Annotated in this window: 23 protein-coding genes; 9 read left to right on the top strand and 14 right to left on the bottom strand. The window is 58.8% G+C overall.

The genetic code is table 11. The features are described 5' to 3' along the window. Window positions 1–108 precede the first annotated feature (108 nt). The gene (locus KF767_01755; GenBank protein ID MBX3016586.1) at window positions 109–744 is read left to right on the top strand and encodes a hypothetical protein; all 636 of its coding nucleotides are present in this window, start codon (window positions 109–111) and stop codon (window positions 742–744) included. Window positions 745–793: 49 nt separating this feature from the next. Here KF767_01755 and KF767_01760 read toward each other — a convergent pair whose 3' ends face one another. Together KF767_01760 and pip are read right to left on the bottom strand one after the other, a co-directional pair. Continuing rightward, a complete protein-coding gene (locus KF767_01760) occupies window positions 794–1651 on the bottom strand; it encodes a trypsin-like serine protease (GenBank protein ID MBX3016587.1) in 858 nt (285 codons plus the stop codon). A gap of 400 nt (window positions 1652–2051) precedes the next feature. Then, window positions 2052–2999, bottom strand: a complete 948-nt coding sequence (pip, locus tag KF767_01765; GenBank protein ID MBX3016588.1) for a prolyl aminopeptidase — start codon at window positions 2997–2999, stop codon at window positions 2052–2054. Between the two features lie 85 nt (window positions 3000–3084). On the opposite strand from pip, the gene KF767_01770 reads away from it, so the two are divergent. Then, a complete protein-coding gene (locus KF767_01770) occupies window positions 3085–5079 on the top strand; it encodes a transketolase (protein ID MBX3016589.1) in 1995 nt (664 codons plus the stop codon). Here the strand turns inward: KF767_01770 and KF767_01775 are convergent. Both KF767_01775 and KF767_01780 read right to left on the bottom strand, forming a co-directional pair. Then, window positions 5076–6491, bottom strand: coding sequence for a hypothetical protein (locus KF767_01775; GenBank protein ID MBX3016590.1), 1416 nt, complete (start codon window positions 6489–6491; stop codon window positions 5076–5078). The two genes, KF767_01770 and KF767_01775, sit on opposite strands and share 4 nt — an antisense overlap. A 125-nt stretch (window positions 6492–6616) precedes the next feature. Then, the gene (locus tag KF767_01780) at window positions 6617–7918 is read right to left on the bottom strand and encodes a hypothetical protein (protein ID MBX3016591.1); all 1302 of its coding nucleotides are present in this window, start codon (window positions 7916–7918) and stop codon (window positions 6617–6619) included. A gap of 194 nt (window positions 7919–8112) precedes the next feature. Between KF767_01780 and KF767_01785 the strand changes: the two genes are divergently transcribed. After that, on the top strand, window positions 8113–8613 hold the full coding sequence (locus KF767_01785; protein MBX3016592.1) for a hypothetical protein: 501 nt from the start codon (window positions 8113–8115) through the stop codon (window positions 8611–8613). Between the two features lie 78 nt (window positions 8614–8691). Here KF767_01785 and KF767_01790 read toward each other — a convergent pair whose 3' ends face one another. Next, window positions 8692–9993 carry a poly(A) polymerase gene (locus tag KF767_01790; protein ID MBX3016593.1) on the bottom strand — a complete coding sequence of 434 codons (1302 nt, stop codon included), beginning with the start codon at window positions 9991–9993 and terminating at the stop codon, window positions 8692–8694. 23 nt (window positions 9994–10016) lie between these two features. Between KF767_01790 and KF767_01795 the strand changes: the two genes are divergently transcribed. Beyond that, window positions 10017–10883 carry an alpha/beta hydrolase gene (locus tag KF767_01795; protein MBX3016594.1) on the top strand — a complete coding sequence of 289 codons (867 nt, stop codon included), beginning with the start codon at window positions 10017–10019 and terminating at the stop codon, window positions 10881–10883. Window positions 10884–11007: 124 nt separating this feature from the next. Beyond that, on the top strand, window positions 11008–12723 hold the full coding sequence (locus KF767_01800; protein ID MBX3016595.1) for a DEAD/DEAH box helicase: 1716 nt from the start codon (window positions 11008–11010) through the stop codon (window positions 12721–12723). 74 nt (window positions 12724–12797) lie between these two features. On the opposite strand, the gene KF767_01805 is transcribed toward KF767_01800, so the two are convergent. Together KF767_01805 and KF767_01810 are read right to left on the bottom strand one after the other, a co-directional pair. After that, the gene (locus KF767_01805) at window positions 12798–13163 is read right to left on the bottom strand and encodes a pseudoazurin (protein MBX3016596.1); all 366 of its coding nucleotides are present in this window, start codon (window positions 13161–13163) and stop codon (window positions 12798–12800) included. A gap of 140 nt (window positions 13164–13303) precedes the next feature. Next, entirely contained in the window at window positions 13304–13885 is a 582-nt protein-coding gene (locus tag KF767_01810) for a hypothetical protein (protein MBX3016597.1), read from the bottom strand. Between the two features lie 181 nt (window positions 13886–14066). Between KF767_01810 and KF767_01815 the strand changes: the two genes are divergently transcribed. From KF767_01815 to KF767_01825, 3 genes are all read left to right on the top strand, one after another. After that, on the top strand, window positions 14067–17273 hold the full coding sequence (locus tag KF767_01815; protein ID MBX3016598.1) for a S8 family serine peptidase: 3207 nt from the start codon (window positions 14067–14069) through the stop codon (window positions 17271–17273). Between the two features lie 85 nt (window positions 17274–17358). Continuing rightward, the gene (locus KF767_01820) at window positions 17359–17928 is read left to right on the top strand and encodes a Crp/Fnr family transcriptional regulator (GenBank protein MBX3016599.1); all 570 of its coding nucleotides are present in this window, start codon (window positions 17359–17361) and stop codon (window positions 17926–17928) included. Between the two features lie 236 nt (window positions 17929–18164). Then, window positions 18165–18572, top strand: coding sequence for a hypothetical protein (locus KF767_01825; GenBank protein ID MBX3016600.1), 408 nt, complete (start codon window positions 18165–18167; stop codon window positions 18570–18572). Here the strand turns inward: KF767_01825 and KF767_01830 are convergent. Both KF767_01830 and KF767_01835 read right to left on the bottom strand, forming a co-directional pair. Further along, the gene (locus KF767_01830; protein MBX3016601.1) at window positions 18569–19714 is read right to left on the bottom strand and encodes a hypothetical protein; all 1146 of its coding nucleotides are present in this window, start codon (window positions 19712–19714) and stop codon (window positions 18569–18571) included. The two genes, KF767_01825 and KF767_01830, sit on opposite strands and share 4 nt — an antisense overlap. Next, a complete protein-coding gene (locus tag KF767_01835) occupies window positions 19657–20748 on the bottom strand; it encodes an A/G-specific adenine glycosylase (protein MBX3016602.1) in 1092 nt (363 codons plus the stop codon). Before KF767_01835 ends, KF767_01830 begins: the two co-directional genes overlap by 58 nt. A 26-nt stretch (window positions 20749–20774) precedes the next feature. Between KF767_01835 and speB the strand changes: the two genes are divergently transcribed. Beyond that, entirely contained in the window at window positions 20775–21713 is a 939-nt protein-coding gene (speB, locus tag KF767_01840; GenBank protein MBX3016603.1) for an agmatinase, read from the top strand. Between the two features lie 2 nt (window positions 21714–21715). On the opposite strand, the gene KF767_01845 is transcribed toward speB, so the two are convergent. The 5 genes from KF767_01845 to KF767_01865 form a co-directional block, all read right to left on the bottom strand. Then, complete coding sequence (locus KF767_01845; protein ID MBX3016604.1) at window positions 21716–22417, bottom strand: hypothetical protein; 702 nt, start codon at window positions 22415–22417, stop codon at window positions 21716–21718. Between the two features lie 13 nt (window positions 22418–22430). Continuing rightward, window positions 22431–22889, bottom strand: coding sequence for a DUF2007 domain-containing protein (locus KF767_01850; protein ID MBX3016605.1), 459 nt, complete (start codon window positions 22887–22889; stop codon window positions 22431–22433). A gap of 1 nt (window position 22890) precedes the next feature. Next, window positions 22891–24300 carry a sigma-54-dependent Fis family transcriptional regulator gene (locus tag KF767_01855; protein ID MBX3016606.1) on the bottom strand — a complete coding sequence of 470 codons (1410 nt, stop codon included), beginning with the start codon at window positions 24298–24300 and terminating at the stop codon, window positions 22891–22893. A gap of 134 nt (window positions 24301–24434) precedes the next feature. Further along, entirely contained in the window at window positions 24435–26285 is a 1851-nt protein-coding gene (locus KF767_01860) for a HAMP domain-containing histidine kinase (protein MBX3016607.1), read from the bottom strand. Continuing rightward, the gene (locus KF767_01865; protein MBX3016608.1) at window positions 26273–26782 is read right to left on the bottom strand and encodes an HAD hydrolase-like protein; all 510 of its coding nucleotides are present in this window, start codon (window positions 26780–26782) and stop codon (window positions 26273–26275) included. The genes KF767_01860 and KF767_01865 overlap by 13 nt, the downstream gene beginning before the upstream one ends. Window positions 26783–26797: the final 15 nt, after the last annotated feature.

The following is a 26797-nucleotide window of genomic DNA, read 5'->3' on the forward strand; positions in this document are numbered from 1 at the left end:
CAAATCGTTTTAAATCCCCAACCGAGTGCGCAGCCCCGCGAGTGACAATTTTGCGCCCGGGCCCGACTTTGCAATGAACTCCCTTACTCGCAGGAGAAAGGGAAACTCATGACGAACGCTTCCGTTCATACGTTTTTCGCAATGCTCTTGATCGTATCTACGGTGAAGGCCGAATTGGCCGCGCCGACCTCGAGCCCTCGCCAGACCGGCGCGCGGGAGGCTTTGGGACAACTGAAGGACGATGCGATGATCCAGTCCTTACCGACCAAAGAGTTCCGCGCCAGTCGCGCGAACGACAAGGAACGTTGCCCGGGAGGGCGTTTTCTAATCGGTAACAACAACACCATCACGCTCTATACGAAACGGAACTCCGAGGGGATCTTCTTCGGCGCCGGTGAAGTCATCTCGTTGTCGGAGGTTCAGGGACAGGTGCACAACTCGGTCGTGATGAAGCCCGGTTCGGGCGGTCCGGTCCGCTGTCAGTCCGTCACCGATCGCAGCGCCGTTCAAGAGGACGGGCGCGTCGTCGTCACGGAAACGAAAGTCGAAGATTGCAACGGCGTGAAGACCGAATCGAAAGAAGTCTTTTCGGTCGTGCGCGACGAGAAGGGACAATTGAAGGTTTCTTTTGAACGTCGGTCGCCGAGCCAGAATCTGAAATGCGAATATTTTGAAGGTGGAAAGTTGGTGCGCCCCAGTCCGGAGCGTCCTTTCCCGCCGACGCTGAAGAAAAAGCGCGGATAAAAAAAGGGAGGCTTGAGCCTCCCTTCGTTCTTTCCGCCGATCGTTTCCCTTAGAAGGGTTGCGGCATCTTTTTACCGATGGCCTCGGGCTTTTGCAGATTCACCGCGGTGGTTTTCAGCCACTCCATTTGCGCGGCGACGCTGGAGTACAACGAGAACACTTCGCAGGTATCGTTCGGATCGTCGTGCCCACGGCTGGTCACGCCGACGAGCACGAGTTGCCCTTCGACTTCGATGAAGGCGGGGCCGCCCGAGTCGCCGTGGCAGGCGCCCGAACCGGCTTTCTGATTCATCTGAATTTCGGAATCCGAGAAGTCGGGGTTCTCGATTTTCACTTTCGTTTTATTCAGACCTTGCGCCTCGGTCTTTTGGCGACCGTTGGTCCAACCGAAGCCCGCCAGCAGCGCTTCGCCCTGAGCGACGAGCAGGGTTTTGTTCGAAAGCATGCGGACGGGAGCATAATTCGCCGGGATTTCGCCGTCGAAGCGAAGAAGCGCGATGTCGCCCCAGTTTTTATCCGTCGCGAAATCGTTCTTGGGCCATTGCGGATGAGTCTCGCCCGCGATGACTTTGCGAACCACGCTGGCCGCGGCGGCTTCGCGCGTTTTCGGCAGCTTGTTGGTGAAGAGGATCGCGAGGTGATTGGGATCTTCGGTCGTGCAGTGACCCGCGGTCACCACCAGATTTTTGCTGACGAGCGAGCCCGTGCAGACGATCTGGCCGTAGCGCAGATTCACGATGGCGACGGTGGATTTCAAAACCGCGTCGTCATCCAGGACGGCTTCCCCGCCGAAAATACCCTGGGTGCCGTTTTTGCCGGAGCCCAGATCTTCGGTGGTCAGCAGACCACTATATTCGTCCACCGACGCCTTCGGCGCGCAGGCCGCGAGGCCCAAAGTGGATGTCACACACAAACTCAAAAAGAACCGTTCAATCCCTTGCGAAAACATCCGTTACCCCCTCAAGTCACGAGATGATGAGCCTTTGTTGGCTCCGCGTTTGGTTCAGCCCGACGGCGAAGTCCTCTTGGACGACGTTGACCCGTCAGATTTGTTTTTCATGTGAAATACGAGTGGGGGGAGTGAATGATAGAAAACATGGGTGCTAAGCCCGTCCTCGAAATCCTTGAGTCCGCCTTAGCATCAGGAAAACCGGCCTTGCGGCCGGATTCCTGCCCCCTCCCATGATGCCGGTGCGATTTTGGAACCACCCCGGCATGGGACTGGAATTACCCAGTCCTGTGGGGTTCAGACAACATCATAGTTGTGATTCGGTTAATTGAACTTCGTTATGACGCTCAGAATCTGATCAAATGCGTGCGAATTCGTCCGCAAAAGCGATCAAAGCCGAGCGAATGCCCGGTTCCGAGGCGGAATGCCCAGCGTCAGGGATGATTTCGAGTTTCGATTTTGGAAAGGCGCGGTGCAGCTCCCACGCGGAGCGGGCGGGGCAAACCATATCGTAGCGGCCCTGCACGATGGCGGTGGGGATGTGTTGGATGCGTTCGATGTTCTCGAGGATCCAATTGTCCGAGGGGAAAAACGCGTTGTTGATGAAGTAGTGGGCCTCGATGCGCGCAAAGGGCAGCGCCTTTTCGGGCTCTTCCATCGAGTTGATCGCATTGAAGTTGATGCGCAGATAAGAGGTCGCCATTTCCCAACGGCTCCAGGTCCTTGCGGCTTCCAGACGCAGGCCTTGATCGTCCGACGTCAAACGCTGGTAGTAGGCTTTGACGAAATCGTCGCGTTCGCTCGGGGGAATCAGGTCGCGGTACTCGTCCCAGATGTCGGGGAAGACGTGGCTTGCGCCCTCTTGGTAGAACCAGCGGATTTCCGAGGGGCGGCACAGGAAAATGCCGCGCAGAAGAAGCCCCTGCACGCGGTCCGCGTGTTGGATGGCGTAGGTCAGCGCCAGCGTCGAGCCCCAGCTTCCGCCGAAGACGAGCCACTTTTCGATTCCCAGATGGGCGCGCAGCTTTTCGATGTCTTTGACCAGATCCCAGGTCGTGTTCTCGCGCAGCTCCGCGAAGGGCTTCGAGCGACCACAGCCCCGTTGATCGAACAGAATGACGCGATAACGGGCAGGATCGAAATAGCGGCGGTGGTCCGAGTTCGTGCCGCCGCCGGGGCCGCCGTGCAGAAAGACGACGGGCTGGCCTTTGGGGTTTCCCACTTGTTCGTAATAGATTTCGTGCAGGTCCGAGACTTTCAGGCTGGCGGAATTGTAGGGTTCGATCTCGGGGTAGAAGTCTCTCATGGCGCAGCCCTCACAGTTCACAACGGTGTTTGACGCAGAAATGCAAAATTGCGATAAGCAGCCAACCCTACATTAAGGAGGACGCGTGGCTCAACCGCTTTCCCTCAAGCAACGCCTTGCCGGAAACCCTTCACAGAACCCTCACTTTGCCGTGACCCTTCAGGGGGAGACCGGTGAGCTGAAAGCCACCGATCCGCGCGCGATCCGCGCCCTTGTCGCCGTCATGGACATGCACGCCGTCCTCGGCGGCGCCGCCAGTCACTACGGCGGTCCCGCGGCCTTCGCGGAATTGAACTCGGCGATGTTCGCGCTGGTTTTCGAACGCGCGAAAAAAGCCGGCAAAGAGTGGACCGAGATGTTCCACCTGATCAACGACGCCGGCCACTGCGAAAACGGACTCTACGCGCTGAAAGCCAACTACGGCATGGCGGGTCTGAACTTCGACAAACTCAAAGGTTTCCGCTCCATCGAAAGCGGCCTCACCGGTCACGGTGAAGCGCATCTCTTCGGCGAAGGCGTCGAGCTGTCCAACGGTCCGCTCGGCTCGGCCTTCCCGCAATCGCAGGGTCTGGCGATGGGTGACGCTTTGGCGAAGAACTCGCGGGTGACGATCACGGCCATTTCCGATGGTGCGTGCATGGAGGGCGAAGCGCGTGAAGCGATGGCCGCCGTTCCGGGCCTCGCGGCGCGCGGACAGATGAATCCCTTCGTCCTCGTCATCAGCGACAACAACACGAAGCTCACCGGACGTATCGACGATGAGTCGTTCGCCATGACGCCCACCTTTAAGGCCTTCGAGACCCTGGGTTGGGACTACATCTATCTGGAAAACGGTCACGATCTGCAGAAGTGCTACGACACCCTGAAGACGGCCGTCGATCGCGCGGTGAAGAACCCGAAAAAGCCCGTCGTCATTCACGCGAAGACGATCAAAGGCATCGGGACCGCGGCGACCGCGAAGTCGAACAGCGGCGGTCACGGTTTCCCGCTGAAGTCGGCGGCGGAGCTTCCCGCTTTCATCGAAGAGATTTATTCCGGCGCGGTCCCCGCCGAGTTCCCCAAATGGATCGAAGAGCTGAAAGTCCGCGAAGCGGATTTGAAAGCGAAGGCGGTGAAACCCGCTCAGCCCGAAGAAAAAATCCAGACCGGCGTTTCGGCCGCGATGATCCGCGCGCGCAAGGCGGGTTTCCCCGTCGTGTCGGTGACCTCGGATCTTCCCGGTTCGACGGGCGTCGCGGGCTTCCGCAAGGAATTCCCCGAGGCGTCGTTGGACGTCGGCGTCGCCGAGTCGAACATGATCTCGGTCGCGGCGGGCATGACGAAAGTGGGCTTCATCCCGTTCGTCGATACCTTCGCGCAGTTCGGCGTCACGAAGGGCGCGCTCCCCATCACGATGGCGAATCTGTCGCTGGCCCCGGTGATCTGCGTGTTTTCGCATACGGGCTTCCAAGACGCGGCCGACGGCGCAAGCCACCAGGCCCTGTCATACCAAGCGATGTTGTCGTCCATCCCGCACACGCGCGTGATCCAGCTTTCGTGCAGCGAAGAGGCCGACGCGCTCGTGACCCAAGCGATCGAAGAGTTCGCGAATCATCTGAAGGCGGGCACGACTCCGCCCACCACGGTGTTCTTCTTGGGACGTGAAAACTTCCCGAAGAATTTCGGCGCGACGAAGTACGCACTCGATCACGCGCAGACGCTGGTCGACGTGGCGGGACTGGATCCCGTGCTGCTCGTTCCCGTGGGCTCCATGGTCGGCGAAGCTTTGAAGGCGCAAAAAGAACTCGTGGCGAAAAATCGCGGCGCGGTCGTCATCGCGCCCAGCACGACGAATGTCGTCGACTGGGCCACGTTCGAACCCGCACTTAAAAAATGTAAACGCGTCGTCGTGATCGAAGATCACCAGAAGATCGGCGGTTACGGCCAGTTCTTGGCGGCCGAGCTGCTCGAGCGCGGTTTTAAAAATGATCTGCGGATCTTGGGCGTGAAAGGCGAATTCGGGCAGAGCGCGTACAACGCGATCGACCTGTACCGCAAACACGGCCTGGATAGCGCGAGCATCGTGAACGCCTGCCTTTAGTGACGTGATTTTCCCATGACCCGGTACGCGCTGCCGTCGCAATAACAGTAGGCGCGCGCATCGGGGAAGTACTCTTTCCGACGGGCGGTCGAACAGCTTCCCAGGTTCGCCGTCGAGATCGGATCGCATCCCATATCAAAGACGTTCAGGGCATCGGCTCCGTCGGAAGACGTAATGTACAGGTAACGTCCGTAGGGGACGGCTTTTTCCGGCGACGTGATGTTGGCGTTGTTCGTCGAAACCGCGACGGAGGGCGATGACGGGGTCGCCACATCCACCATTGAAACGTAGTTGCTCGTCTTCCCGGCCACGAAAGCGTAGCGTCCCCGCAACGTCAGTGCCGTCGCCGTTTGCATGCGGGTGGTGTCTTGGAAATTGGTGAGGTAGGTGGGCGTCGTTCCGGACACGTTCCAAGAATAGAAGCGGCTGCTGGCATTCGTGACCGCGTAGAGCGTATTGCCGTCTTCGCTGAAAGCCGAAAATTCGATGTCCCCCGCATTCGCGTGGGTCGTATAGGCCTGGAAGACCGGGCTGACCGGATTCGCGATGCTGACATGCGCGATCCCGCCGTCGGCGAAACTGATCAGCAGTTTGTTTCCGAAACGTCGGACTTGGTTGCAGTACTGCTGCGGGCCCCCCATGGCGTTCGTGATGTCGTAGATTGCGGTTGAGGTGGGGCTTGCGGGGTTCGTGGTGTTGATGACGTGCAGGATGCAACGATTCGCCGTCGGACCCGAGGCCCAACCAATCGCGTAGGCGATCGTTCCGTCCATCGAAGTGTCGAGGGACCAGATGTTTTGCATTTGCGTGGGAAGGTTCAAGCGACCCGAGAAGGCGGGGGCCGCCGGATTGGCGACGTTGACCGTGAAGAAGTTCCGGCCCCCGCGCGCGACGCCGAAAACCCAGTTTCCGACGAGCTTGGAGTCGGTCCAGTCGCCGGCGTTCGCGTTATCGGCGGTGACTCCCAGGATCGTCGGCGCGGCGGGCGAGGCGCTGATATCCATCACGACGAGTTTTCCGCCGAATTGCGATCCGACGTAAGCCTTCGTCCCGTCCGGCGAGATCTCGAGGACGTTGGCGACGTTCAGGTCCGCGCTGGTACGGCGGCTCCCGTAAGTGAGTGCCGAGACCGTGCAGCTCGGTGCTCTGATGCGGATCAGGTTCGCCCCGTTGCAATGAGTGTATGCGCTTGATCCCGAGTGCCAATCCCAGCGTCCCGCGACGCTGCAAGCGCCCGCCGAGCCGTCGGTGAACATCGGCACCCAATTTTGGCCATCACAAAAGTGCGCGGTGCCAGAGATATCCTCGCGCGCGCCGGCCTTCGCGCTCGGAGTCGTGCAGTCCGCCGCCGCCTGCGAAGAGAGAAAAAGAAGACCCATCAGCCATGAGGTCAGTCCATGACGAGCTGGCATGACTTCATTCTAGCTTTGCGGCTGCGCGGGGCCTATAGCAACCGCCCCCGTGTGGAGAATTTTAGTATTCGTAAAGACGTCTGTCTGGTTTTGGGACGAAAACCAGCGTGCGCAGTTAACGAGTCTTAATGGGTCTCTTCGCCCGTGCGGGGAATCATCTGATCGAGTTCGCTGGCGGGATCCGCCGAGGGCTCGAGCGGAATGTCGGAACCCATTTCGGGAAGATCTTCGAGTGTCACGGGAGGCGCGCCTTGATCGGCACTGGCGTCGCCGGGCTCGGATTCCATGAAGTCGTCTTCGCCGGTTTCGTTGATGCCCCCTTCGGGCACGGCGCCCGCGATCGGCTCTTCCAGAGCGGGCGGCGCTTCGGTCACGGCGGGAGCTTCGGTCGTCAGCTCTTCGGGTGAAACGGGAGCTTCAGGATTCGCCGAGACGAAGAAAACTTGTCCCAACCATCCCATCTGCGCTTCGAGTTTCAAATGCGTTGTTCCCGGCGCTTGCAGTTCGCTCGGAACGCGGAAAGTGATCTGCCCGTCCAAGCAACGGGTCCCGTCGCTCTCGGGAGTGATCTGACATTCGATGACGAATTTTTGCGATGCGAACATCCGGTTCACCGAAGTGAAGACGCCGTGTAACCAGAAGAACGCCGACCACGAAAAGAAAATCGCGTAGGCGAGCGCGGTGCGGGTGAAATAGTGCGGGGGCACGCGCAGGGAACTCCATAGAAGTCCCAGCCCCGTCGCGAACAAGCTGAGGCCCAGCCACACTTTGAAGGCACGAGGTTCAAGCATCAGGTCGCCGGTCACCAGGAACGGGCGCAAAATCAGCACGACCACGCCCGCGCCCAGCATCGCGAGCGGCAGCGAGGTCGACCAGCGCCAGCCGCGGATATCGCCCGGTTTCATTTCATTCAAAGGCAGATCGAACTGCACTTCTAAGATGTGGCTCAGGGCTTCGGTCGCTTTTTGCATTTCGGGCGACTCGAGAAAGTCGTCGCCCATTTTGGTTTGGGGTTGCAGATACCCATGAAGTTCCGAGCCGGTCGAGATCAGACGGAATTTGCCTTGCTCTTGCAATGCGACGAGCGCGTTCAAGACGCTCACGCGATCGCTGAAGAGCTTCGCGAGTTCGGGATCTTCAACCAAGGTGTGGAAATGCAATTCAAGAGGCGTCGGCTGGTCGATTTTGAGCGCACTCAAGATCTTGTTCTGCAATTTCGACCACGGCGTGGCGGGGCGAATGTCGAAGTAGGCGGACTTGAAGCTCGGAATCGAGAAATAGATTCTTTGTTTGTCGCGTTTGATTTCCCACTCGCGCTCGAACAGCCGTTTTTCTTCCCCGGTCCAGCGACGGCGGTGGGCGCCCCGCGCGAGCAGGACCCAAAGACCAATCAGCAGTAAGAGTGCGACGGCAATCAATGGCATCACCTAAGAGATCGGAAATTATTCCCCAGGACTTAACGCTGGTCCGGTCGGGGAGGGCTCCGCGTCGAAAACCCGTGTCAGCCCGGGACGACACGCCTAAGAAATGCGCAAGAGTTCGACGAATGGCAGCGAAAAAGTCGTTGCCTTGAGGGCGGGCGGCCTTTTAGAACCTCCTGAATCATAACAGGAGTCGTCCCATGAAAGCCGTCACCGAATTCTCGACCTTTAAATTGGCTCAAGGCCTCAAAGCGCAAACCGAACTGACTGCCGGTGGCAAATCCCCCGAAGAAGTCGAAGTGGCTTTGGGCGAAAGCATGAAGCTTGAAGGCGAGAAGCTGAAGTACTTCGTGAACGCTCTCACCGTGGCGTCGACCAATATGGATAAACTGACCCGCGTGATGGTCATGCGCCTGAACGAAGGCGAGTCGGCTCCCGCGAAAGGTCAGCTGATCGAAGAGTTCTGCTACGTTCCCGAATTCCTGCCCACTCCCAAGGCCGCTCCCGAGAAGTCGGAAGAGGGTGGTCGTGGCGGACGCGGTGGCCGTGGTGGCCGCGGCGGTGGCGGACCCGGTAAAGGTGGACCCGGCGGCGGTGGTCGCGGTAACGCTCCCAAGTCTTCGCCCTGGGGCCTGTCGCCCGAAGAAATCGAAGCCAAGAAACAAGCTTCGAAAAACGCAGCGTCTAAAGCTAAAAAGTAATCTCGCGGACTGCGAATTGATCGATATGAAAAAAGCGGCTTCAGGGCCGCTTTTTTCGTTTCTGCTTTGGGTTTGATTCTAGTGATTCGTGGGGCGGGTTTCGTCGTCGTCATCCGCCGACGGGATGGGCGGAAGATCGTCATCCAAGTCGTCGTCTTCCTCGACGGGTTCGTCGAGTTTTGCGTCCAGGATCTGCTCATCGACGGGGGGCGACGACTTGTCGCCTTTGCCCTTTTCGCGCGCGGGCGGCGGCGGAAGCGGAACGCCATTCAAGCGATCAATCCAGAACTGCAAAGTCGCGGGACTCAATTGGAATTCGTAAGCCATGATCCGCAACGCCAGAGGCAGCGAGGGATGATGAGTGAACGCCTGCTGGCGGCGCTGACCGCGGCGGCGGAAGTGTTCCGTGTCGACCAGGCGCGGGCGGAATTGCAGTCCCGCTTCGATCTCGGCCCATTCGGCTTTGAAAACGCCCATTTCCAAACGGTAGAAGGCTTCTTCTTGCTCGGCCGACCAGGGGGCGTCCGCAGTGGCTTCCCGCAACGCCAGAACGAAGGGCACGTAAAGCTCGACGGGATTCGACGGATCCAAGATGTAGTCGTTCGCGCGCGCGAGCGAGGTCAAGAAAGTCTCTTGCGCGACGGGATCGCTGAACACCGGGATCAGGCTCGGCAGACAGATTTGCAGCAGGTTCAGATCCCACATCTCGACGAAGGCGCGGACGGGATCGTTCAGACGGAAGATCTTCAAGAACTCTTCGCGACGACGGGGCAGCACGCTTTTCGCCAGCCAGTCGGCGTGATCCTGGATCGCCGCGCGCAGGGGCGTGTCGATCCGGAAGCGCAGCTTGTGCGACAGGCGCAGCGCGCGCAGTGAGCGGATCGGATCTTCCTGGATGCGCTGAACGGGATCGCCGATCATCTTCAAGATGCGGTTGTTCACGTCCTGCAGGCCGTTCGGATAATCGTGGAGCTCTTCTTTGACGGGATCGTAGAAGAGCGCGTTCATCGAAAAATCGCGGCGGAGCGCATCTTCCTCGCAGGTGCCGAAGAAGTTGTCGCCGATGGGCGCTTCTTCGCCCTCCACGAAATCCTCGGGGCGGCCCGAGCGGCGGAAGGTCGCCACTTCGAACTGCTGGTCGCCGCGCTTCACGAGCACAAGGCGGAAGCGTTTGCCGATCACGTAACTGCCGTGAATGAGCTTGCGGATTTCGTTGGGGAGCGCGCTGGTCGCGATGTCGTAATCCTTGGGATGGACTTCGCAGAGAAGATCGCGGACGCAGCCGCCAACCAGGTAGGTTTGGTGCCCTTTGGCCTGCAGACGCTTCACGATATCGAACGCGTCGCGGTCGATCCAACTTGCGTGCAGAGAGGGTCTCACGGTAACTTTCATCGGTTGCAACTATGTCATCTTACCTAGAGCAGTTCAATTATCAATTCCTCAGTGGTGGTGGTCGCAAGTGGACCCTCGGCGAAGTCCAAGCGGAGAGTGCTTCTCCTGGACTCACGCGCTGGGTGTTTTTACACGGTCTGATGGGCTACGCGATCAATTGGCGAAAAATCACCACGCTGATGGGGCCGAACGATTTGTGTCTGATCTTCGATCAGCGCGGTCACGGCCAGTCCGTGAAGCCCGAGTTCGGCTACGCGCCCGAGGACTACGCGCAAGACCTCAAACACATTCTCGACGAGATCGGCTGGAGCAAGATCAACCTCGTGGGCCACTCGATGGGGGCGCGTAACGCGCTTCTCTTCGCCGCCCGGCATGCCGAGTATCTGAACCTCCTCGTGATGGAGGATCTGGGGCCGGATTCCAGCGAAAAGGCGCTTCCTTATTACGAGATGCTCTTGAATTCGGTGCCGACGCCATTTCCGACGAAGCTCGCGGCCAAAGAGTACTTCATGAACGATTTCCGCAAAGTGCCCGTGCGCGGGGATCGGGACACCATCGGTCTTTATTTCTACTCCAATATCGTCGATCTGCCGGGTGGGGGCGCCGATTGGCGCTTTTCCAAGCAGGCGATTCTGGAGAGCGTCCGCCAAGGACGCGCGAAGGATCACTGGAACGAGTTTCGCGCATTGTCGATGCCCACACTCGTGATCCGGGGCGCCGACAGCGAAGAGCTCACGCGCGAGACCTTCGAGAAGATGGAGCGGGCAAATCCACGCGTCGAGGCTGCCGAGATAGCTGACGCAGGGCATTGGGTCCACTATGACCAGCCCGAAAAGTTCGTCGAAGCCTTGAAATCTTTCGCGATGAAGAGCACATAATGCCCGACCCGGGCCGAGGCATTTTGACAAATTTTTGAGCCGCCTTTAGGGTCAACTTTTGTGCGCCAAGCAGCGGAATTCCTCGTCGAGTTATTCCCCCTTGGCCTAGCCTTCGGGGACGACATTGAACTTTGCAGATTTAGGCCTGGATTCTCAACTTCTTCAGGCCATCGAAAAACTGGGATACGCATCCACCACTCCTATCCAAGAGAAAACCATTCCGGTCCTTCTTGAAGGACGCGACGTCTCGGGACTCGCGCAGACCGGAACCGGCAAGACCGCCGCTTTCTTGATTCCTTTGATGGACCGGATCCTGAAGGGTCGCGTTTCGACCGAAGGAATGAGCGAAGACGACAAAAAGAATCTGGATGCTCGTCGCTTCGTCGACTGGCGCGCGCAGAACTTCATTCTGGTTCTCGTGCCCACGCGTGAACTCGCCGAACAAGTTTACGAAAACGCGGTGAAGCTCTCGATGGTCTCGGGACTGCGCGCGGTTTCGGTTTACGGTGGAACCTCGTACGAAAAACAAAAAGAAGGTCTCGCGGCGGGCGTGGAGTTCGTCGTGGCGACTCCGGGTCGTTTGATCGACCTGTACAAAGAGCACGTCTGCGATCTGAAACAAGTCCGCGCCGTGGTTTTCGATGAAGCCGATCGCATGTTCGACATGGGCTTCAAGGACGATATGAAGTTCATCCTTCAGCGCATTCCGAAAGAGCGCCAAGTCGCGGTCTTCTCGGCGACGATGAACTTCGACGTCACCAATACGCTTTACCAATTCGGTTCGGATCCCGTTGAGGTCGACGTCAGCCGCGATCAGCCCAAGGCTGAGAACGTGAAAGATTCGATCTATCACTGCGGTCAGGATGAAAAAGCGAAATACCTGCTGTCGATCTTCAAGAAGCACAATCCCAAGCAGGCGATCATCTTCTCGAACTTCAAAAACAACGTTGAGCGCATCAGCAAGTTCCTGAGCGACAACGGCGTTCCCGCAATGGGCATTTCGTCGTTGCTGACGCAAGCTCAGCGGAATCGCGTGCTGGAGCAGTTCAAAGCCGAGAACGACAAGAACGTGCTCGTCGCCACCGACGTTGCGGCTCGCGGTCTCGACATCAAAGGTGTCGATCTCGTTGTGAACTTCGAACTCCCTCAAGATGCGGAATCCTACGTTCACCGTATCGGTCGTACCGGCCGTGCGGGCGCGACGGGAACGGCGTTCTCGCTCGTCAGCGATCGCGATATCGAATCGCTCGAACGTGTTCAGGAATATTTGAAACACAAGTTGGACGTCGAATGGATGGAAGACACCGAGTTCGTCGCGGACTTCAAGCCCTTGCCCTCGGAGCGCGGCGGTTACGACCGTGCCGGTGGTGGTGAAGGCCGTGGTCCTCGCCGCGACGGTCCTCGTCGTGACGGCGCAGGTGGTGGACGTCCCGGTGGTCGCGATGGCGGCCGTGGCGGACGTGATGGTGGTCGCGGTCGTGGACCTCGTGGCGATGGTCCTCGCGCGGACGGTCCTCGTCGTGAAGGTCGCCCCGGCGATCGTCCTCGCGGTCCGCAAAAGCCGCGTGAAGACGGCGCGCCGACTCTCGGTGCGGAAGCGGGAGCACCCCAAGGGGGACGCCGCGGTGGACGTGATGGTGGTCGCGGTCGTGATCAGAATCGTGGACCCCGCCCGCAAAACGCGAATGGTGCGGCGAACGGTCAACGTCCGAAACAGGCGAGCGGTAAACCCCACAGCCGTCCGACGCCGGCGGGACAACGTCCCAAGTCGGCACCCGGCAAGGCTCCTGCGGGAGTCCTCGGTAAAGTGAAGAGCTGGTTCCGTCGCTTAGTGAACTAATAGTGAATTCGTTTTTTGAGTTCACGTGAGTGGATGAAAGCAAAAGCCCCGGTTCGACCGGGGCTTTTTTTTGCCTACTTCTGAACTTGGGCCAGGTATTTCGTCAGCCGATCTTTGTTCAGCACGAAGGTCGCCGCCAAGGGCTGCGCGGCCTTTTCGACCTCACTCAAGTTCGGTGCTTTGTCGCCCACTTGAATCACGCCGACCATGGCCATGGTGATGTGCGCTTTGCACTCGTAAAGGTAAACGCCCTCTTCGGTGAGCTTCACGGTCACGCCTTTGTTGAGCGGCGCTTTGAAGGCCTTCGCTTTGGCGGGAATGCTGACTGAGGACATGTCATGGGCGGCGTCGGTGGGGACGAACTTCACGCTGTCGCCCTTCTTCACCTTCAGGAAGCCGGGCTCGAAGACCATGATCCCGTCTTTCCCGTTGTTCAGCATTTTGATTTCGTGAGTGGTTGCGAACGCGGCGCAAGTGCAGAGCAGAGTGGCGAAGAGAACCGGGAGCTTCATACGGACATCCTTTCGTGACCGAAGGCAAAAGCGCCTTCGGGAAAAACGCAAAAGGAAATCCGGAGACGTCAAAGGCGGGTCTTGTTGGCTTTCGCGGGAACGCTCTTCCACTCGATCTTTCCGGCGATGGCGTTGCAGGCCGGAACGGATTTTGCGAAGTTCAAACGCTCATCGGAACATGTCAGTACGACGGCGCGCCCTTGGTTGACCTGGATGATCTGACGAATCTGAACATCCTGATTGCGCGAGAGCAGATCGTAGACCACGGTCGGAACGCCGTTCAACTTCATGGGCTTGTTCGCCAGGATTTTGAAACCGTATTGGTAATAGTCCTTCACCCAACGTTTCGTATAGCTTTCAAGTGTCGCTTTTCCCTTCAAATCCTCGACTTCCACGCGCAGTCGCGCCGTCGGGTATTGATTGTGGGAATAGGTCACGCCTTCGAGTTGGGCGTGGACTTCGCTCCAGTTCAAAGGACCCGGGATCTTTTCATCGAGTTTCCAAGCGGTCCCCGAGGTGCCGAGCGTGAAGCCGCGCTGGCTCCAGAAGCGCCCGCTCTGGGGCCGCAGCAAAGACTCTCCGGGGAAGGGGGCCGCCGTCGAGAATACGGGGGCCAGAAGACCAAGAGCGAGGATCAATTTTTGAACCACAATTTCCTCCGCTGAAATTATGACAGGAACGTCCAAAAGCTCGACGGAGGTTTTGGGGTCCGCTGAGCCCTTATCGCTGTGATTTGGCGGTTTTATTTTACTTTTCTAGGGGGCGCCGTTACCTTCCGCCCGTCACAGCTTTTAAGCATCAGCTTAACAGAAAAAAGGGTGGGGATTAATCATGAATTTCAGACTGTTTTTGACCGCTCCCGTCGTCACTGGTCTGGTGATCGGTTTGGCCGCATGTCAGCGCCCTCAAATGGGCCTGACGGAAACGGGCGGCCTCCACATCTTCAGCGACCGTCCGAGCGAGATCGAACGCTACGTTGTCGTGGTGCGGCTGAAAACCCCGCCCCTGGCGGCAACCGCCGATGTCTCGAAGGGTCAGCTCGTGATCGACGCCGAGCAGGCCGAGATTCTGAAAGCCGAACAAGAAGACTTCATCAAAGAAGCGACCGCGATCTCGAGCGAGATCAAAGTGGTCTTCACTTACAGTATGGTTCTGAACGCGGTGGCGATCGATCTGCCGTGGAAATATCGTGACCAGATCAAAGGCCTGTCGCAAGTCCTGACCATGGACTCCGCGGGCACGATCCTGCGTCCGAGCGTGCCCTATCAAAGCGCGCCGACCGATCAAGCCGTCTCGCCCTTGAAAGAGCGTAACTCGGTGAAGTTCATCGGCGCGGAAAAACTGCATTCGCGTGAAATCAAAGATGCCAGCGGTAAAGACGTGAAGCTGGACGGAACCGGAATGAAGATCGGCGTGATCGATTCCGGGATCGACTACACGCACGCGATGTTCGGCGGCCCCGGCACGGTCGAGGCTTACCAAGCCATCGACCCGAAAACGCCGAGCGCATTGTTCCCGAATTCACGCGTGAAGGGCGGTTACGACTTCGCCGGATCGAACTTCGATCCCCGTTCGCCGAACCTCGCGCTCCATATTCCCGAACCCGACGCGAATCCCTTGGATGAGGGCTCGCACGGTTCGCACGTCGCCGGCACCATCGGCGGCATCGGCGATGGCGTGACGTCGTACAACGGTGTCGCTCCCGGCGCGGAGCTTTACGCTTTGAAGGTTTTCGCGAAAGGCCCGACCTCGGACACCTTGGTGCTCGCGGCGATGGACTTCGCGATGGATCCCGATCGTGATGGGAATCCCAGCGATCGTTTGGACGTTTTGAATCTGTCGTTGGGTCATGCGTTCGGTTCGAACGGCGGTCTTTATGCGGAGGCGATCCGTAACCTGGCGCGCGCGGGGATCGTAACCGTCGCTTCGGCGGGGAACGAGGGGGACTTCGCGTACATCACCGGCGCTCCCGGCGCGGTGACGGAAGCCCTGTCGGTAGCGGCATCCATTGACGATGCTTTCCACAATACGCAGTTCCCGACGGTGGCGATCGCGTCGCCCAGTCTGGGGCGCTTGGTCGTTTCGCGCGTCGAAGGACCGATCTCGAAAGAGATCGGCTCGATCGTCGTGCCGATGGACGGCAAGCTCGTGGACGTCGGCCTGGCCGACAAGCCCATGACCGAAGAGCAAGCGGCCGCCTTGAAAGGCAATGTCGCTTTGATCGCGCGCGGTGGCGTCGCCTTCAAACAGAAACTCGACAACGTCGTCGCGGCCGGTGCCGTCGGCGCGCTCGTGACCAATAACAATGATGAACCCGCGTTCGTCATGGGTGGCGACGGCTCGGTGGATATCCCGGCGGTCATGATCGACAAAGCGACGGGCGACAAAGTCCGCGCCGCCATGGCGACCGAAGAAGTCCGCATTGAGTTCACGGCGAAAGACGTGATCGAAAAGCCCGAGCTGATCGACTCCATTGTTGGCTTCTCGTCGGCGGGTCCGCGTTCGGTGGACTCGATCATCAAGCCCGAAATCACTTCACCTGGCGCCGCGATCGTTTCGGCGGCGGCCGGTAAAGGAAAAGAAGTCGCGAAAATGTCGGGCACGTCGATGGCGGGTCCCCACATCGCGGGCGCGATCGCACTGCTGAAGCAGGCGCATCCCGATCTTTCGGCTTACGAGCTGAAGAACTTGCTGATGGGACGTACCGTTCGTTTGAAGACCGCCGATGGCGCGGGCCGCGTTACGGTGGCTCGTCAAGGTGCCGGTCGTGTGCAAGTCGATCGTGCGGTGGAGTCACCCATCGTCGCGGACCGTCCTTCGTTCTCGCTGGGACGTCAGCAGGTGCAGGGTCGTAAGGGCCTGCTCGAATCGATCAACTTCAAGAGCATCTCGCAGGAAGACGCGGATTATACCGTCGTTCTGGAAAGCCGTCACAAGGGTCTGACCCTGAAGACGCCGGCGAGCTTCACGCTGGCGGCGGGTGAAACCGCGGCCGTGAATCTGAACTTCCAGATCGATGCGTCCAAAATGGAAAACGACGCCGAGATCATGGATGGATGGGTCATCGTGAAGAACGGTGATGAAGAGGTCTACCACGTCCCCGTTTTGGCGGTGGTTCGTCAGATCTCGAACATCCAACTCGATTCGATCAAGATTCAATCGACCAGCATCGAGGACGCGGCTGGTGCCGCGACGGAAGTGAAGTTGAATAACGTCGGCTCGAATAAGGGCGACGTCATGCTCTTCAACTTGATCGACGTGGATGCGCGTAAGCCGAATCCCACGGGCGACGATCTGGCCCACAACGTCTGCGATATGCAGGCGGTCGGTTACCGGATCGTGAACAAGGACATCGAAGGCGTTTCGACATCGATGCTGCAGATCGCGGTGAAGATGTATCAGCCCATGACGACCTTCAATTACTGCGAAGTCTCGGTCCTGTTGGACGCGGACGGCGACGGTAAAGAAGATCAAGAGCTGGCGATGATCACGTTGAAAAACGTCGAAGGTCTGTCGACGCCGCAAAACGAGAACACTTTCGCGAGTGTGCTGTTCGACGCGAAAGAGATGCGCCGGATCCGCAAAGCGGCGGAAGACGAGGCGAAGACCTCGCAGAAGCCGCAGCCGCTCGATTACAAGGCGGCGGTGATCGATATGCTTCCGCATATGCCCCGCAATCACTCGACGGTGAACTGGGTCGAAGCGCGCATCGATAAGCTGATGCGTTCGAAGACGGGCGATCTATCGGTGAAGCTGGCCAGCCTGCAGCTCGATAGCTCGTCGGATGAGTCCGACGACTTCCTGGGCGAAGGCGGCAAGACGTGGCTGAAGATCTCGCTGATGCCTTCGTCACAGAGTTATATGAACCTGCCCGAGATCTTCACGATCGACGCGAAAGGTTCGAAAACTCTCCAGATCAAAAAAGGCGAGGGCCGCCAACCGCTGATGATCCTGGCGCCCCAGAACCCGACTCTCCAGTCGGATGTTCTGAAGGACGGCCAAATGCAGCTCGGCGAACCGACCTTCGACTTCGAGTAGGTAGCCGGGGGCGCCTAGCCGCTTACTTCTTGAAATGCACTGCGAAAGCGCTCCCTTGGGGGCGCTTTTTTTATATGCTGGGGTGATGGCTTCTTCGCTTGAACCGATGTTTCGTTTTTTGTCCACTTACCTAGATCTGACGGAGGATGAGCGGGCTCTCGTACAACGCACCAATTACGTCCGTACGTACGCGAAAAATGAACTGCTCTCGAGTCGGCCGGGTTGGGCCGAGTCGGTCTACTTCGTTCTTCAGGGCGCCGTGAGTGTTTCGCTGTTGGCCGTTGACCGTGAAGTCGTCAGCGACTTCTTCTTCGGCGGTGAGCCGATGATTTTTTTGCCCGGCGACGTGCAGATTCGTTTTTTAGAAGACTCGGTCCTGGCCGTTTCACCCGCTGCTGATGTCGAGAAAATGGTTTGTGAGTTTCCGCGATTTGAAAGCGTTTGCCGGCGTTTCGCCGAGGAGAAACTCGCCGAGAAAATGCGTTTCAGCGACCGTCTGAAAATTCTGACTCCGCTGGAGCGTTACGAGTTCGTCGCGAGAAGCCGACCCGATTTCATCCAACGGGTCCCCCAACACATTCTGGCGAGCTATCTTGGAATGGCACCCGAAACTCTGAGCCGCGCCCGTCGCCAAATCGTCACCCGCGGATCTTGATTTTCGTCAATGTCTGGTCCGCGGAGCCTCCTTATCCTGAAGGGATACGGAGGTTTGAATTGAAATACTTTTGGCTCATTTTCTTTTTGTTTTCGACCGCCCACGCCCAAATCGAGGGGGGAAAGTTTTTTGTCGGTTCTTCGGCGTTCATGCTCGCGAACCTGGATCGAACGACCTCTGAACCACCGGATTTTTACCAGCTTAACTTCGGATACCGACTGACTTCGAATCAGACCTTGGCGATCGAGCTGATCTCTTGGAAGTACTATGGTCCCTTGGGCTTGGGGGTGCACGGAAGTGCCCCCGCGGCGGATAAATTTCCGGGAAAGGTTTCGGCGCGGGGGGTGGGGCTCGCGTACCAAAACTTCTTTGCCGGTCGATTCTACGGGGCATTTCATGCCCTATGGATGAACCAAGATTATGTGGGAACTGCCGATGAAGAGCTCAGCACAGGCCATCAACTCTTCCTGACGGGACGTTTGGGTTATCATTGGGCGCTTGGAAAATCCTTTTTCCTGGAGCCGTCGGCCGCCGTCACGCATTGGCCGGTGAACACGGGCTTGCCGGCAAGTTTTCAAGAGAGGGAAGACCGACAGCCCAAATTTGCCGTCGAGCCAGGACTCCACTTCGGATTTGTGTTTTAAAGCGGCTGACAGATTCCGGTCGGGCGATTGAGGGTGTCCAGGAAAACCTGGGCATTCGAGCCTTGCGACAGCGTCCACAGCACTTGCAGCTGGTCACTCGAGATATCGAGGCTGGTGATTTCACCGGGGCCGAGATCCATGGCGCTCGCGCAGTTTTTCGTGGTGTCGAGCCAGAAAGCCTGACGGGGGCCATCGAGCTTCATTTTCGCGGTGAACAGAAGGTGCGTTTCGGGTTCGGTTTTCGCGCTCGAGAGGCCACGCTCTTCTTTCGCGGCCCAAAGGTGCAAATCACGAATCTCGAAGAAGTTGGTCACGACGTCCTGGGCTTTGCCGCCGCGACGGGCGATGACGATTTTCGAAGCGCGGGATTTGTTGTTCTCTTCGACCCAGGCCCGCCAAGCGCGACGATCCAGTGAAGTGAAAGAGTGCAGGTAGGTTCCCGGGCGATCCAACACCAATTCGAAGCCGGGGGACTTCAGCGACGAGCGCATCAGAATCAACCGCGATTCGGCCTGACGGCTGATCGTGATGGCCAGGCCACGGCCGGGCTCCTGCGCGATCCGGGGGAAGCCGTCGAAACCGGCGCTCTCGGTCCAGCGCTCGTGAAGCTCGTCATCGGGACGAATGCGGTACACCTCGGTCGCGGGCCAGGCGGAACCTTGCGCGTTCGGGTAAAGCAGCGCGGGACGTTCTTTGATTTCGTCGGTGGTGGAGGTGTAAAAGACTGAGCCCTCATCCGGCGTGGCCGCGATCTCGAGGACGTCGCCGTCTTGGAAGGTCAGGCGGCGCTCATTGCGCGTGTCGATGTCCATGACGTAAAGCTGGCGCTGCTTGTGCGACAAGCGGTCGCGCGAGGTGAAATAGATTTTGCGCTCACCCGGTGCGAAAACCGCGGCTTCATTTTGTCCCGCTTGGGTGACGGCCTTGCGCCACAATTCGGGATCGGTATGCAGTGGGGAGGTTTTCGGTTGGCCGGCTTGGGCCTCTTTCCAGGTTTCGCCTTTTTTGGAGGAGGTTTGGCAAGAGGTCGTCGCCAGAATCGTCAAGACGATGAGTACGCCTTGAAGCAGATCGCGAAAAGACATCACGCTTTGGCGCGGCGGTTTTCGAGGACCTTGCGGAGCAAGATGGAGGGATTCCATTTTGTTAATTCTCGGATCGACACCCATTCCAAATCCTTTGGCCGTGCGGAAGTTCCGTCTTCAATGTGGACGTAGATATCATGATGGGTGATGCCATGGCGAAGATCAAATTTTTTGGGCTTTTGCGCGCGTCGTTCGGCCCGTCCAGGGAACATCCACTGCCCTTTCAGGAATGGAGCATAATCGTTTTTCACGAGGCCGACTTTATCGCCTTTGAGATGCAACGTCGGGACCCAGACCCAAGTCTCGATGTCCTTGCGCGGTTTTTTCAAAGGAAGTTGAGCTTGGGAATTGGCCTTCCGCGATTCGCAGGGATCGAACCAAGGACAAAGCAGGCACTGCGGACTTTTCGGAGTGCAGATCGTCGCGCCGAGCTCCATCATGCCTTGATTGATGACGGCGGGATCGCCCTCGCGGGCCACGCGGTCGGCCAGATCTTGCAGAACGAGGCGGCCTTTGTTCGTCCAGTGCTCGATCGGCGCGCCGGCGACGCGTGAAAGCACGCGGATGACGTTGCCATCCAGAACGCCGACCGACTCGCCGAACGCGAGGCTCGAGACCGCGCGCGAAGTGTAGGGCCCGAAGCCGGGCTGCTCCAGCAGCGCTTCGTGCGTGCGCGGCCACTCGGTCAGCGCCGCCAAAGCTTGCGCCGATTTGTGCAGGTTACGCGCGCGGCTGTAGTAACCGAGACCGGTCCACAGCTCCAGAACGCGTTCGACCGGCGCGCGGGCGAGCAAGTGCAGCTCGGGGAATTCGTGCATGAACTTTTCGTAGTAGGGGATGACGGCGGTGACCGTCGTCTGCTGCAGCATCACTTCCGAAATCCAGATCCGGTAGGGATCGCGGTTCACGCGCCAGGGCAACTCACGGCGGTTCTCCAGATACCACGAGGTCAAATGCGTCGCGAGAAAGGCGACGGGCGCCTTCAGCGACGGAAGCTCGGTCGCCGCGGCACCGAATTTCGGGCGACGGACCGGCGACGCGGATTGCTTGGCTTTCGGCTTTGTGGGAGTCTGTTGACGGCTCGGGGGCATCGCCCTTGGACCTAACAGGAGGCGATATGGAATTCAAGCCGCTCAGTGGCCGCGAGTTTCCCCGGTTCTCGGCGATTAAAACCTTCTTCCGTCTGCCGATTGCGGACGTGAACGAGAACTTCGACGTGGCGCTTTTCGGCGTGCCCTACGACGGTGGCGTTTCCTACCGTCCCGGGGCCCGCTTCGCCCCCAGCCGCGTGCGCGAGAATTCCAGCCTGGGCCGCGGCTTCAACATGGCCCGCGCGGTCAATATTTTCGAGAAGCTGAAAATCGCGGACATCGGGGACTGCCCGACGGTGCCGATCGATCAGACCCAAACGATGCAGAAAATCGAAAGCTTCGCGGACCAGGTGCTCTCCCGGCATCGTTTCGTCGCCATCGGCGGGGACCACTCGACGACGTTGCCGCTCTTGCGGGCGGCCCGCAAGAAGGCGGGGCAGCCGCTGCAGTTCGTGCACTTCGATGCGCATCTGGATACCTACCCGGCGGCCTGGGGCTGCGAGTATCACCACGGCTCGTTCGCGCGTCACGCGATCGAAGAGGGGCTTGTTGACCCGAAGGGCATGATCCAGATCGGCATTCGGGGCCCGCTCGCGGGTTCGGACGATTTGGATTTCGTGAAAAAGCACGGCGTGCGGGTTTTCACCATCGACGATATTCGCGCGGGACATCTGCAGGATTTCTTGCCGAAGCTTCCCGATCTGCGGGGCAAGCCGACCTATCTTTCGTTCGATATCGATTGCCTGGATCCGGCTTACGCTCCCGGTACGGGCACGCCCGTTCCGGGCGGGATGACGACCTACGAAGCGCAACGCGTTCTGCGCTCCCTGAAAATCGATCAGCTCGTGGGCGCGGACATCGTCGAGATTTCGCCGCCCTTCGATCAAAGCGACATCACGGCGCTCGCGGGCGTGGACGTGATGTTCGAGCTTTTGTGTTTGATGGCGAACGAAGCGCGTTCGTAAATCTACTGGACGGCGTCCGGGGTCTCGACGGTTTGGTTTTCCGTGGGACCCGCGGCGCCTTCTTTCACTTGGCAGGAATAACGAATCGGGAAGGGCAGCTTGATTGCGGCGCCCTTCTTCGGCGGCTCGGCGGTCTGCATCTTTTGGATCAGCACGCGCAGGTGGGCGGCACCGGAGTTGTGCGCTTCGCGGACGAGCTCGGCTTGGCGGGCCAAAATCTCTTTCGTTTTCTCGTCGTTCGTTTCTCCGTTGTGCCTCATCTGGCGCAGTTCGGAAATCGTGCGATCCAGTTTGATGTACTGGGGGTTGTAGTCGCGACCGTATTCCGGAAGCGTGACGACTTGCCAGCGCGTCCCGATCACGGCGGAAAATGCGCTGAGGTGAGCGTCCGCGACGGCGGCGGTGGACGCCGAGAAGTCGATGGCCGCGTCTTTGAACTCTTGGCCTTCCGGGCAGAGGCCTTTCAGTGATCCCGTATCACGGGCCTGCAGGGCACGCAGTTTTTTGAGATTGAGCTTCAACTGCTCGCCGTCGACCTCAATCAGGCTGGTGACCCAGTTCCGGTTCATCGTCACCACGCCGGTGCGTTCTTCGACCTTGGGAAGCGCCGGGGTGACGGGTTTGGACACGCGACCGCTTTTGCCGGTTTGCGCGAGGGCGCTTTGGGCACAGAAGAAGGCGAGCGCGATTTTCAAGATGAACACGAGTTCCCCTTGTTTAGGAGTTCAGATAGCTGCGGAGGATATAAAGCGCGAGGATCAGCGGGGGAAGCTGCAGAAGTCCGATGATGACGAGAAGCACCCGTGCCCGCCAGTCCTTCGCGCTCTTTTGCCAGTAGAGCTGCGCATGGGTCAGGCTCGCGTAGTTGAAGATGATCGGCAGAATAAAGGCCGCCGCGAAAGCGAAGAACACCGCTTTACGCAGGTGATTCGGCGCGGGCACCTCGGTCTGGGGATCGGCACCGGCTTCGCGCACGCGCATCTCGCGCAACAAGCTGCGCGCGTCTTCGAGACGGTCATCGGGCACCATCAGGTTGTAGCGGCCTTGGGTACCGCCGGCGACGATGGCCGAGTAGTCGCGGGCACCGACGACATTGCAGTCGATGCCCTGGGCTTTCAGGAAACTTTGGATCAAAAGCGCTTCGGACTGTTGGTGGACGACTTCGAGTCGTTGCACGTCACGCTTCCATCAACGGCAGGCCGCTCGGGGGACGCAAGCCCTTCTTTTTCATTTTTTCGACGAGCGTCGTGCGGTTCAGCTTCAATAGCTGCGCGGCCTGGTTGCGGTTCCAGCCGGTTTTTTCGAGCGCTTGCAGAATGAGTTGGTTTTCGAAGCGATCGACCGCCGAGTTGAAATCGACGCCATCCTCGGGAAGCGCGATGACTTCAACCGCCGCATTCACGCTGACCTGCGTGCGGTATTTCGCGGGCAGGTCGTTGATTTCCACCGAGCCTTGTCCCTTCAAGATCGCCAGACGCTCGACTAAGTTTTCGAGCTCGCGGATATTGCCGGGCCATGCGTAGTTGCACAGGCACTCCAGCGCTTCGGCGCTGATGCCGGTCAGATTGCGGTTTTTCGTGCGATTGAAATGGGTCAGAAAGTGCGAGGCCAGCAGCGGGATATCCGCACGGCGCTCGCGCAAAGCGGGGATCGAAATCGGGATCACGTTCAGGCGGTAGTAAAGATCCTCGCGGAACTGACCTTGGGCGACCGAGTCTTCCAGATTCTTGTTTGTCGCGCAGATCACGCGGACGTTCACTTGCACGGACTTGGTCGAACCGACGGGTTCGAAGCTGCGCTCCTGCAGAACGCGCAGGAGCTTCACTTGCAGCGAAGGCTCCATGTCGCCGATTTCATCCAGGAACAGCGTTCCGCCGTCGGCCATTTCGAAACGGCCCAGGCGATTGGCGATGGCGCCGGTGAAGGCGCCTTTGACGTGACCGAAAAGCTCGCTTTCCAGAAGTTCGGCGGGGATTGCGCCGCAGTTGATGGCGACGAAGGGCTGTTGCGCGCGCTGGGAGTTGTAGTGAATCGCGCGGGCGATCATCTCTTTCCCGGTGCCGCTTTCCCCGGTGACCAGGACCGTGGAGTCCGAATCCGCGACGCGCGAGACGAGATCCAGCACCTGACGGATGCCTTCGCTTTGGCCCACGATCTGTTCGAATTGGTATTTACGTCCCAGCTCGGTGCGCAGCTGTTCGTTTTCTTGTTTCAGCTCGCGGTGAGTGAGCGCGCGGGCCGCGATCGAGTTCAGCTCTTCCAGCGAGAAAGGCTTCGTCATGAAGTGGAAAGCGCCGTGCTGGGTCGCTTTCACGGCGGTCTCGATCGAGCCGTGTCCGGTCAGGATGATCGTTTGGCTTTGGGGATGCGTTTGCTTCAGGTACGTGAGCAGCTCGAGACCGTCGCCGTCGGGCAGGTTCAAGTCCACGATCGCCAGATCGAGAGGCTGTTCGACGGGAGTCAGCGCTTTCGCCTCGCTGATCCGGCTGGCCGTCACCACTTGATAACCCTTGCGATCGAAAACGCGGAACAGGGCGGTGCGGAGCGTGGATTCGTCGTCAACTACCAGAACTCGGGGAATACGCATCGGTCGACCTTCCATGGTGGACTTTATGTTTCTGTTTTCATGCTATTGGAAAATTGGCGGACCTGTCAAAAAATCGGCGACCCGAAAGCTTTTCCGGTCACAGGGCCAGTCCTGTGGAAGGGCTCTTCTTTTTTTTAACCGATTTCAATTTTGGGCATGGTGACCTTCACCAAGCGCAGGCCGCGTCCGGGCAGAAGGATTTCCAAGTTGGCGTCGTGATCCAGGAAAATCTGTTGCGCTAGCGGCAAGGAAAGTGTTGGCGCGGCCCCGGCTCCGGGCCCGTTGTCCAGGATACGAATTTCAACTTGCGCGCCCAAATCGTTCATGAGGATTTCGATTTGCGGCTGGTTTTTTGACGGCCCTTGAGTCAGGTTCTGAACCGCATTCTGCATCAGGTTCGTGAGCGCCTGCGAGAGAAGGTTCGGATTGCCTTTCACCATCTGCGCGACGGCGGGAATCGATCTTCGCGCTTCGAATCCTTGCGATCGGGTTTGCAAATCTAGAATGGCTAAAGCCCTTTGCAAGGCTTCGCGCAAATCGAAGTTCTTCTTTTCCTCGAGATGGGACGATCGCGTGAATCCTAGAAGATTTTGGACGATGTCCCGGCAGCGCAGAACTCCGTTCTCCATCTCCTCGACGTCGGACCGGTGTGGGCTATCCGGCGGCAAATCCATCTTCATCATCTGGACGAAAGAAAGGATCCCGCCCAGCGGATTGTTCAATTCGTGGGCAATGCTGGAGCCGATGATCCCCAATTCCGCTAAGCGCGCGCCTTCGATCAGTCGCCGTTCCATGCGGAGCTGCTCGGTGATGTCGAGATACTGGTGGAAAAAGACGGGGTCTTCACCGGGGGCGAGCACGAGGGGCTGGCTGGTGACGTCCCAGGTTTCGGGACGGCCGCGACCGGGCTCCAGACGGAACGAGCGTCCGAGGTGGCAATGCACGCAAGGCGAGTCGCGATCGAACAGCACGCGGTAGCATTTGGCTCCGGCGGGAATTGCCGCGCCCGCGTGGTGACCGCGCGCCTTCGCTTGGAAGGCCGAGTTACTTTGAATGATGTCGTAGTTCGCCGTGATGAGTCCCACGGGATCGGTGATCGCGTTGAAGGTCGCCTGCCATTGTTCGCGCAAGGTGCGCGTGATTTCCATTTGGTTCAGGCGGCGCACCGCGAGCGCGATCCCTTCCGAGATCTTCTGCAAGAAATCTTTTTCTTCAAGGGTGAAGGGCCAGCCCTTGTCGCGCAGGAAAAGCGCGAAGCCGATCAGGACGTCTTGATCCTGGAATAGGCGTACGCGATGGATCGCGACCGGAGAGTCCGCGCGATCCGTCTGCGCGAGCGAACTCTGCTGGTGCAAGATGATGCGCACTTCAAGAAGATTCAGCGATTCCTGCAAGACTTGGGTCAGCTGGCGTTCCATCTCGCCGACGGTCGAGGCCTCGTGCGTGGCTTCGGTCGCTTGCTTCAAGGTCTGCCAACGGAACTGGGCGATCAGGTTTTTGCGCCGGGCCTCTTCCAGATAGCGTTGGCGTTTCTGCACCCGATCTTCGAGCTCCGCGTGCAGGTTCTTCATCCGCTCGGTTTGATCGGCGACGAGTTTTTGCAGCTGCTCGTTTTGACCGAACCAGTGCGAGCGTTCGACGGCCTCGAAGATACCCCACTCCAGATCGGGTTCATCGAGTGACTCGTAAATGCGGAAAACGGGAAGTTCGCGCTGCACTTCGAAGACCAGCTCGGGCGGAGTCTGACTCTCGGCGATGACGATGAGCTGCGTGCCGGTGTTCGCGAATTTCAACTCGCTCCACAGTGACATGAAACGATCGGACAGCAGCACTTCGACGGGCGCGATGAGCACGTCGGATTTCAAGTTCCCGCGATCGGGCGAAAGCGGCCAACCGAGCTCACGCGCTTCCAAATGGGAAAGATTCGCCGGGAGCGGCAGAATCGACAGGATCGAGGTGCGCGGCGAAATGTTCACAGCCGGCATACGGGGATTAACTCCTCATGGCGGCGGATTTCGAAATCGGGAATGTCCTCCGGTTTTTCCACCGGATCGTGCACATGTTCTCCATGGGCGAAGAAGCAGGTTTGGTAGCCCAATTCTTTGGCTTCGCGTAGGTCCGTTGCCCGACGATTGCCGACCGAAAGATGATGCGAAGCGGGGCGACCCGAACGTTTCAAGATCTCGGCGAAGTAGCGACCTTTCGAATGACCGGGGCCGGGCTCGAAAACGAAACATTCACGAAAGTAGGAGGCGACGCCAAGGCTCGCGATCTTCTGTCGCTGAAATTCCACACGACCTTGCGTGACCAGGTAGAGTTCGTATTTGGTTTGGAGCATTTCGAGGTTTTTAACGGCTCCCGGCATCGGCGGCAGGCTTTCGCGGATGCGCGCTTCGAAGGCCGGCGTCCCCGCGATGGGAATCAGCAGCTTCGAGGTGTCCAGCAGGGTGTCGTCTAAATCAAACACGATGACTTCAATCACAGATTGAAATTCTAC

The sequence above is a fragment of the Pseudobdellovibrionaceae bacterium genome (assembly GCA_019637875.1).
Lineage (GTDB): Bacteria > Bdellovibrionota > Bdellovibrionia > Bdellovibrionales > Bdellovibrionaceae > JAHBUW01.

Coding starts and splice junctions, on each gene's coding strand:
- KF767_01795 (MBX3016594.1), top strand. CDS start 10,017: ATGTCATCTTACCTAGAGCAGTTCAATTATCAATTCCTCAGTGGTGGT.
- KF767_01805 (MBX3016596.1), bottom strand. CDS start 13,163: ATGCTGAACAACGGGAAAGACGGGATCATGGTCTTCGAGCCCGGCTTC.
- speB (MBX3016603.1), top strand. CDS start 20,775: ATGGAATTCAAGCCGCTCAGTGGCCGCGAGTTTCCCCGGTTCTCGGCG.
- pip (MBX3016588.1), bottom strand. CDS start 2,999: ATGAGAGACTTCTACCCCGAGATCGAACCCTACAATTCCGCCAGCCTG.
- KF767_01775 (MBX3016590.1), bottom strand. CDS start 6,491: ATGCCAGCTCGTCATGGACTGACCTCATGGCTGATGGGTCTTCTTTTT.
- KF767_01755 (MBX3016586.1), top strand. CDS start 109: ATGACGAACGCTTCCGTTCATACGTTTTTCGCAATGCTCTTGATCGTA.
- KF767_01820 (MBX3016599.1), top strand. CDS start 17,359: ATGGCTTCTTCGCTTGAACCGATGTTTCGTTTTTTGTCCACTTACCTA.
- KF767_01860 (MBX3016607.1), bottom strand. CDS start 26,285: ATGCCGGCTGTGAACATTTCGCCGCGCACCTCGATCCTGTCGATTCTG.
- KF767_01855 (MBX3016606.1), bottom strand. CDS start 24,300: ATGCGTATTCCCCGAGTTCTGGTAGTTGACGACGAATCCACGCTCCGC.
- KF767_01785 (MBX3016592.1), top strand. CDS start 8,113: ATGAAAGCCGTCACCGAATTCTCGACCTTTAAATTGGCTCAAGGCCTC.
- KF767_01830 (MBX3016601.1), bottom strand. CDS start 19,714: ATGGAATCCCTCCATCTTGCTCCGCAAGGTCCTCGAAAACCGCCGCGC.
- KF767_01835 (MBX3016602.1), bottom strand. CDS start 20,748: ATGCCCCCGAGCCGTCAACAGACTCCCACAAAGCCGAAAGCCAAGCAA.
- KF767_01815 (MBX3016598.1), top strand. CDS start 14,067: ATGAATTTCAGACTGTTTTTGACCGCTCCCGTCGTCACTGGTCTGGTG.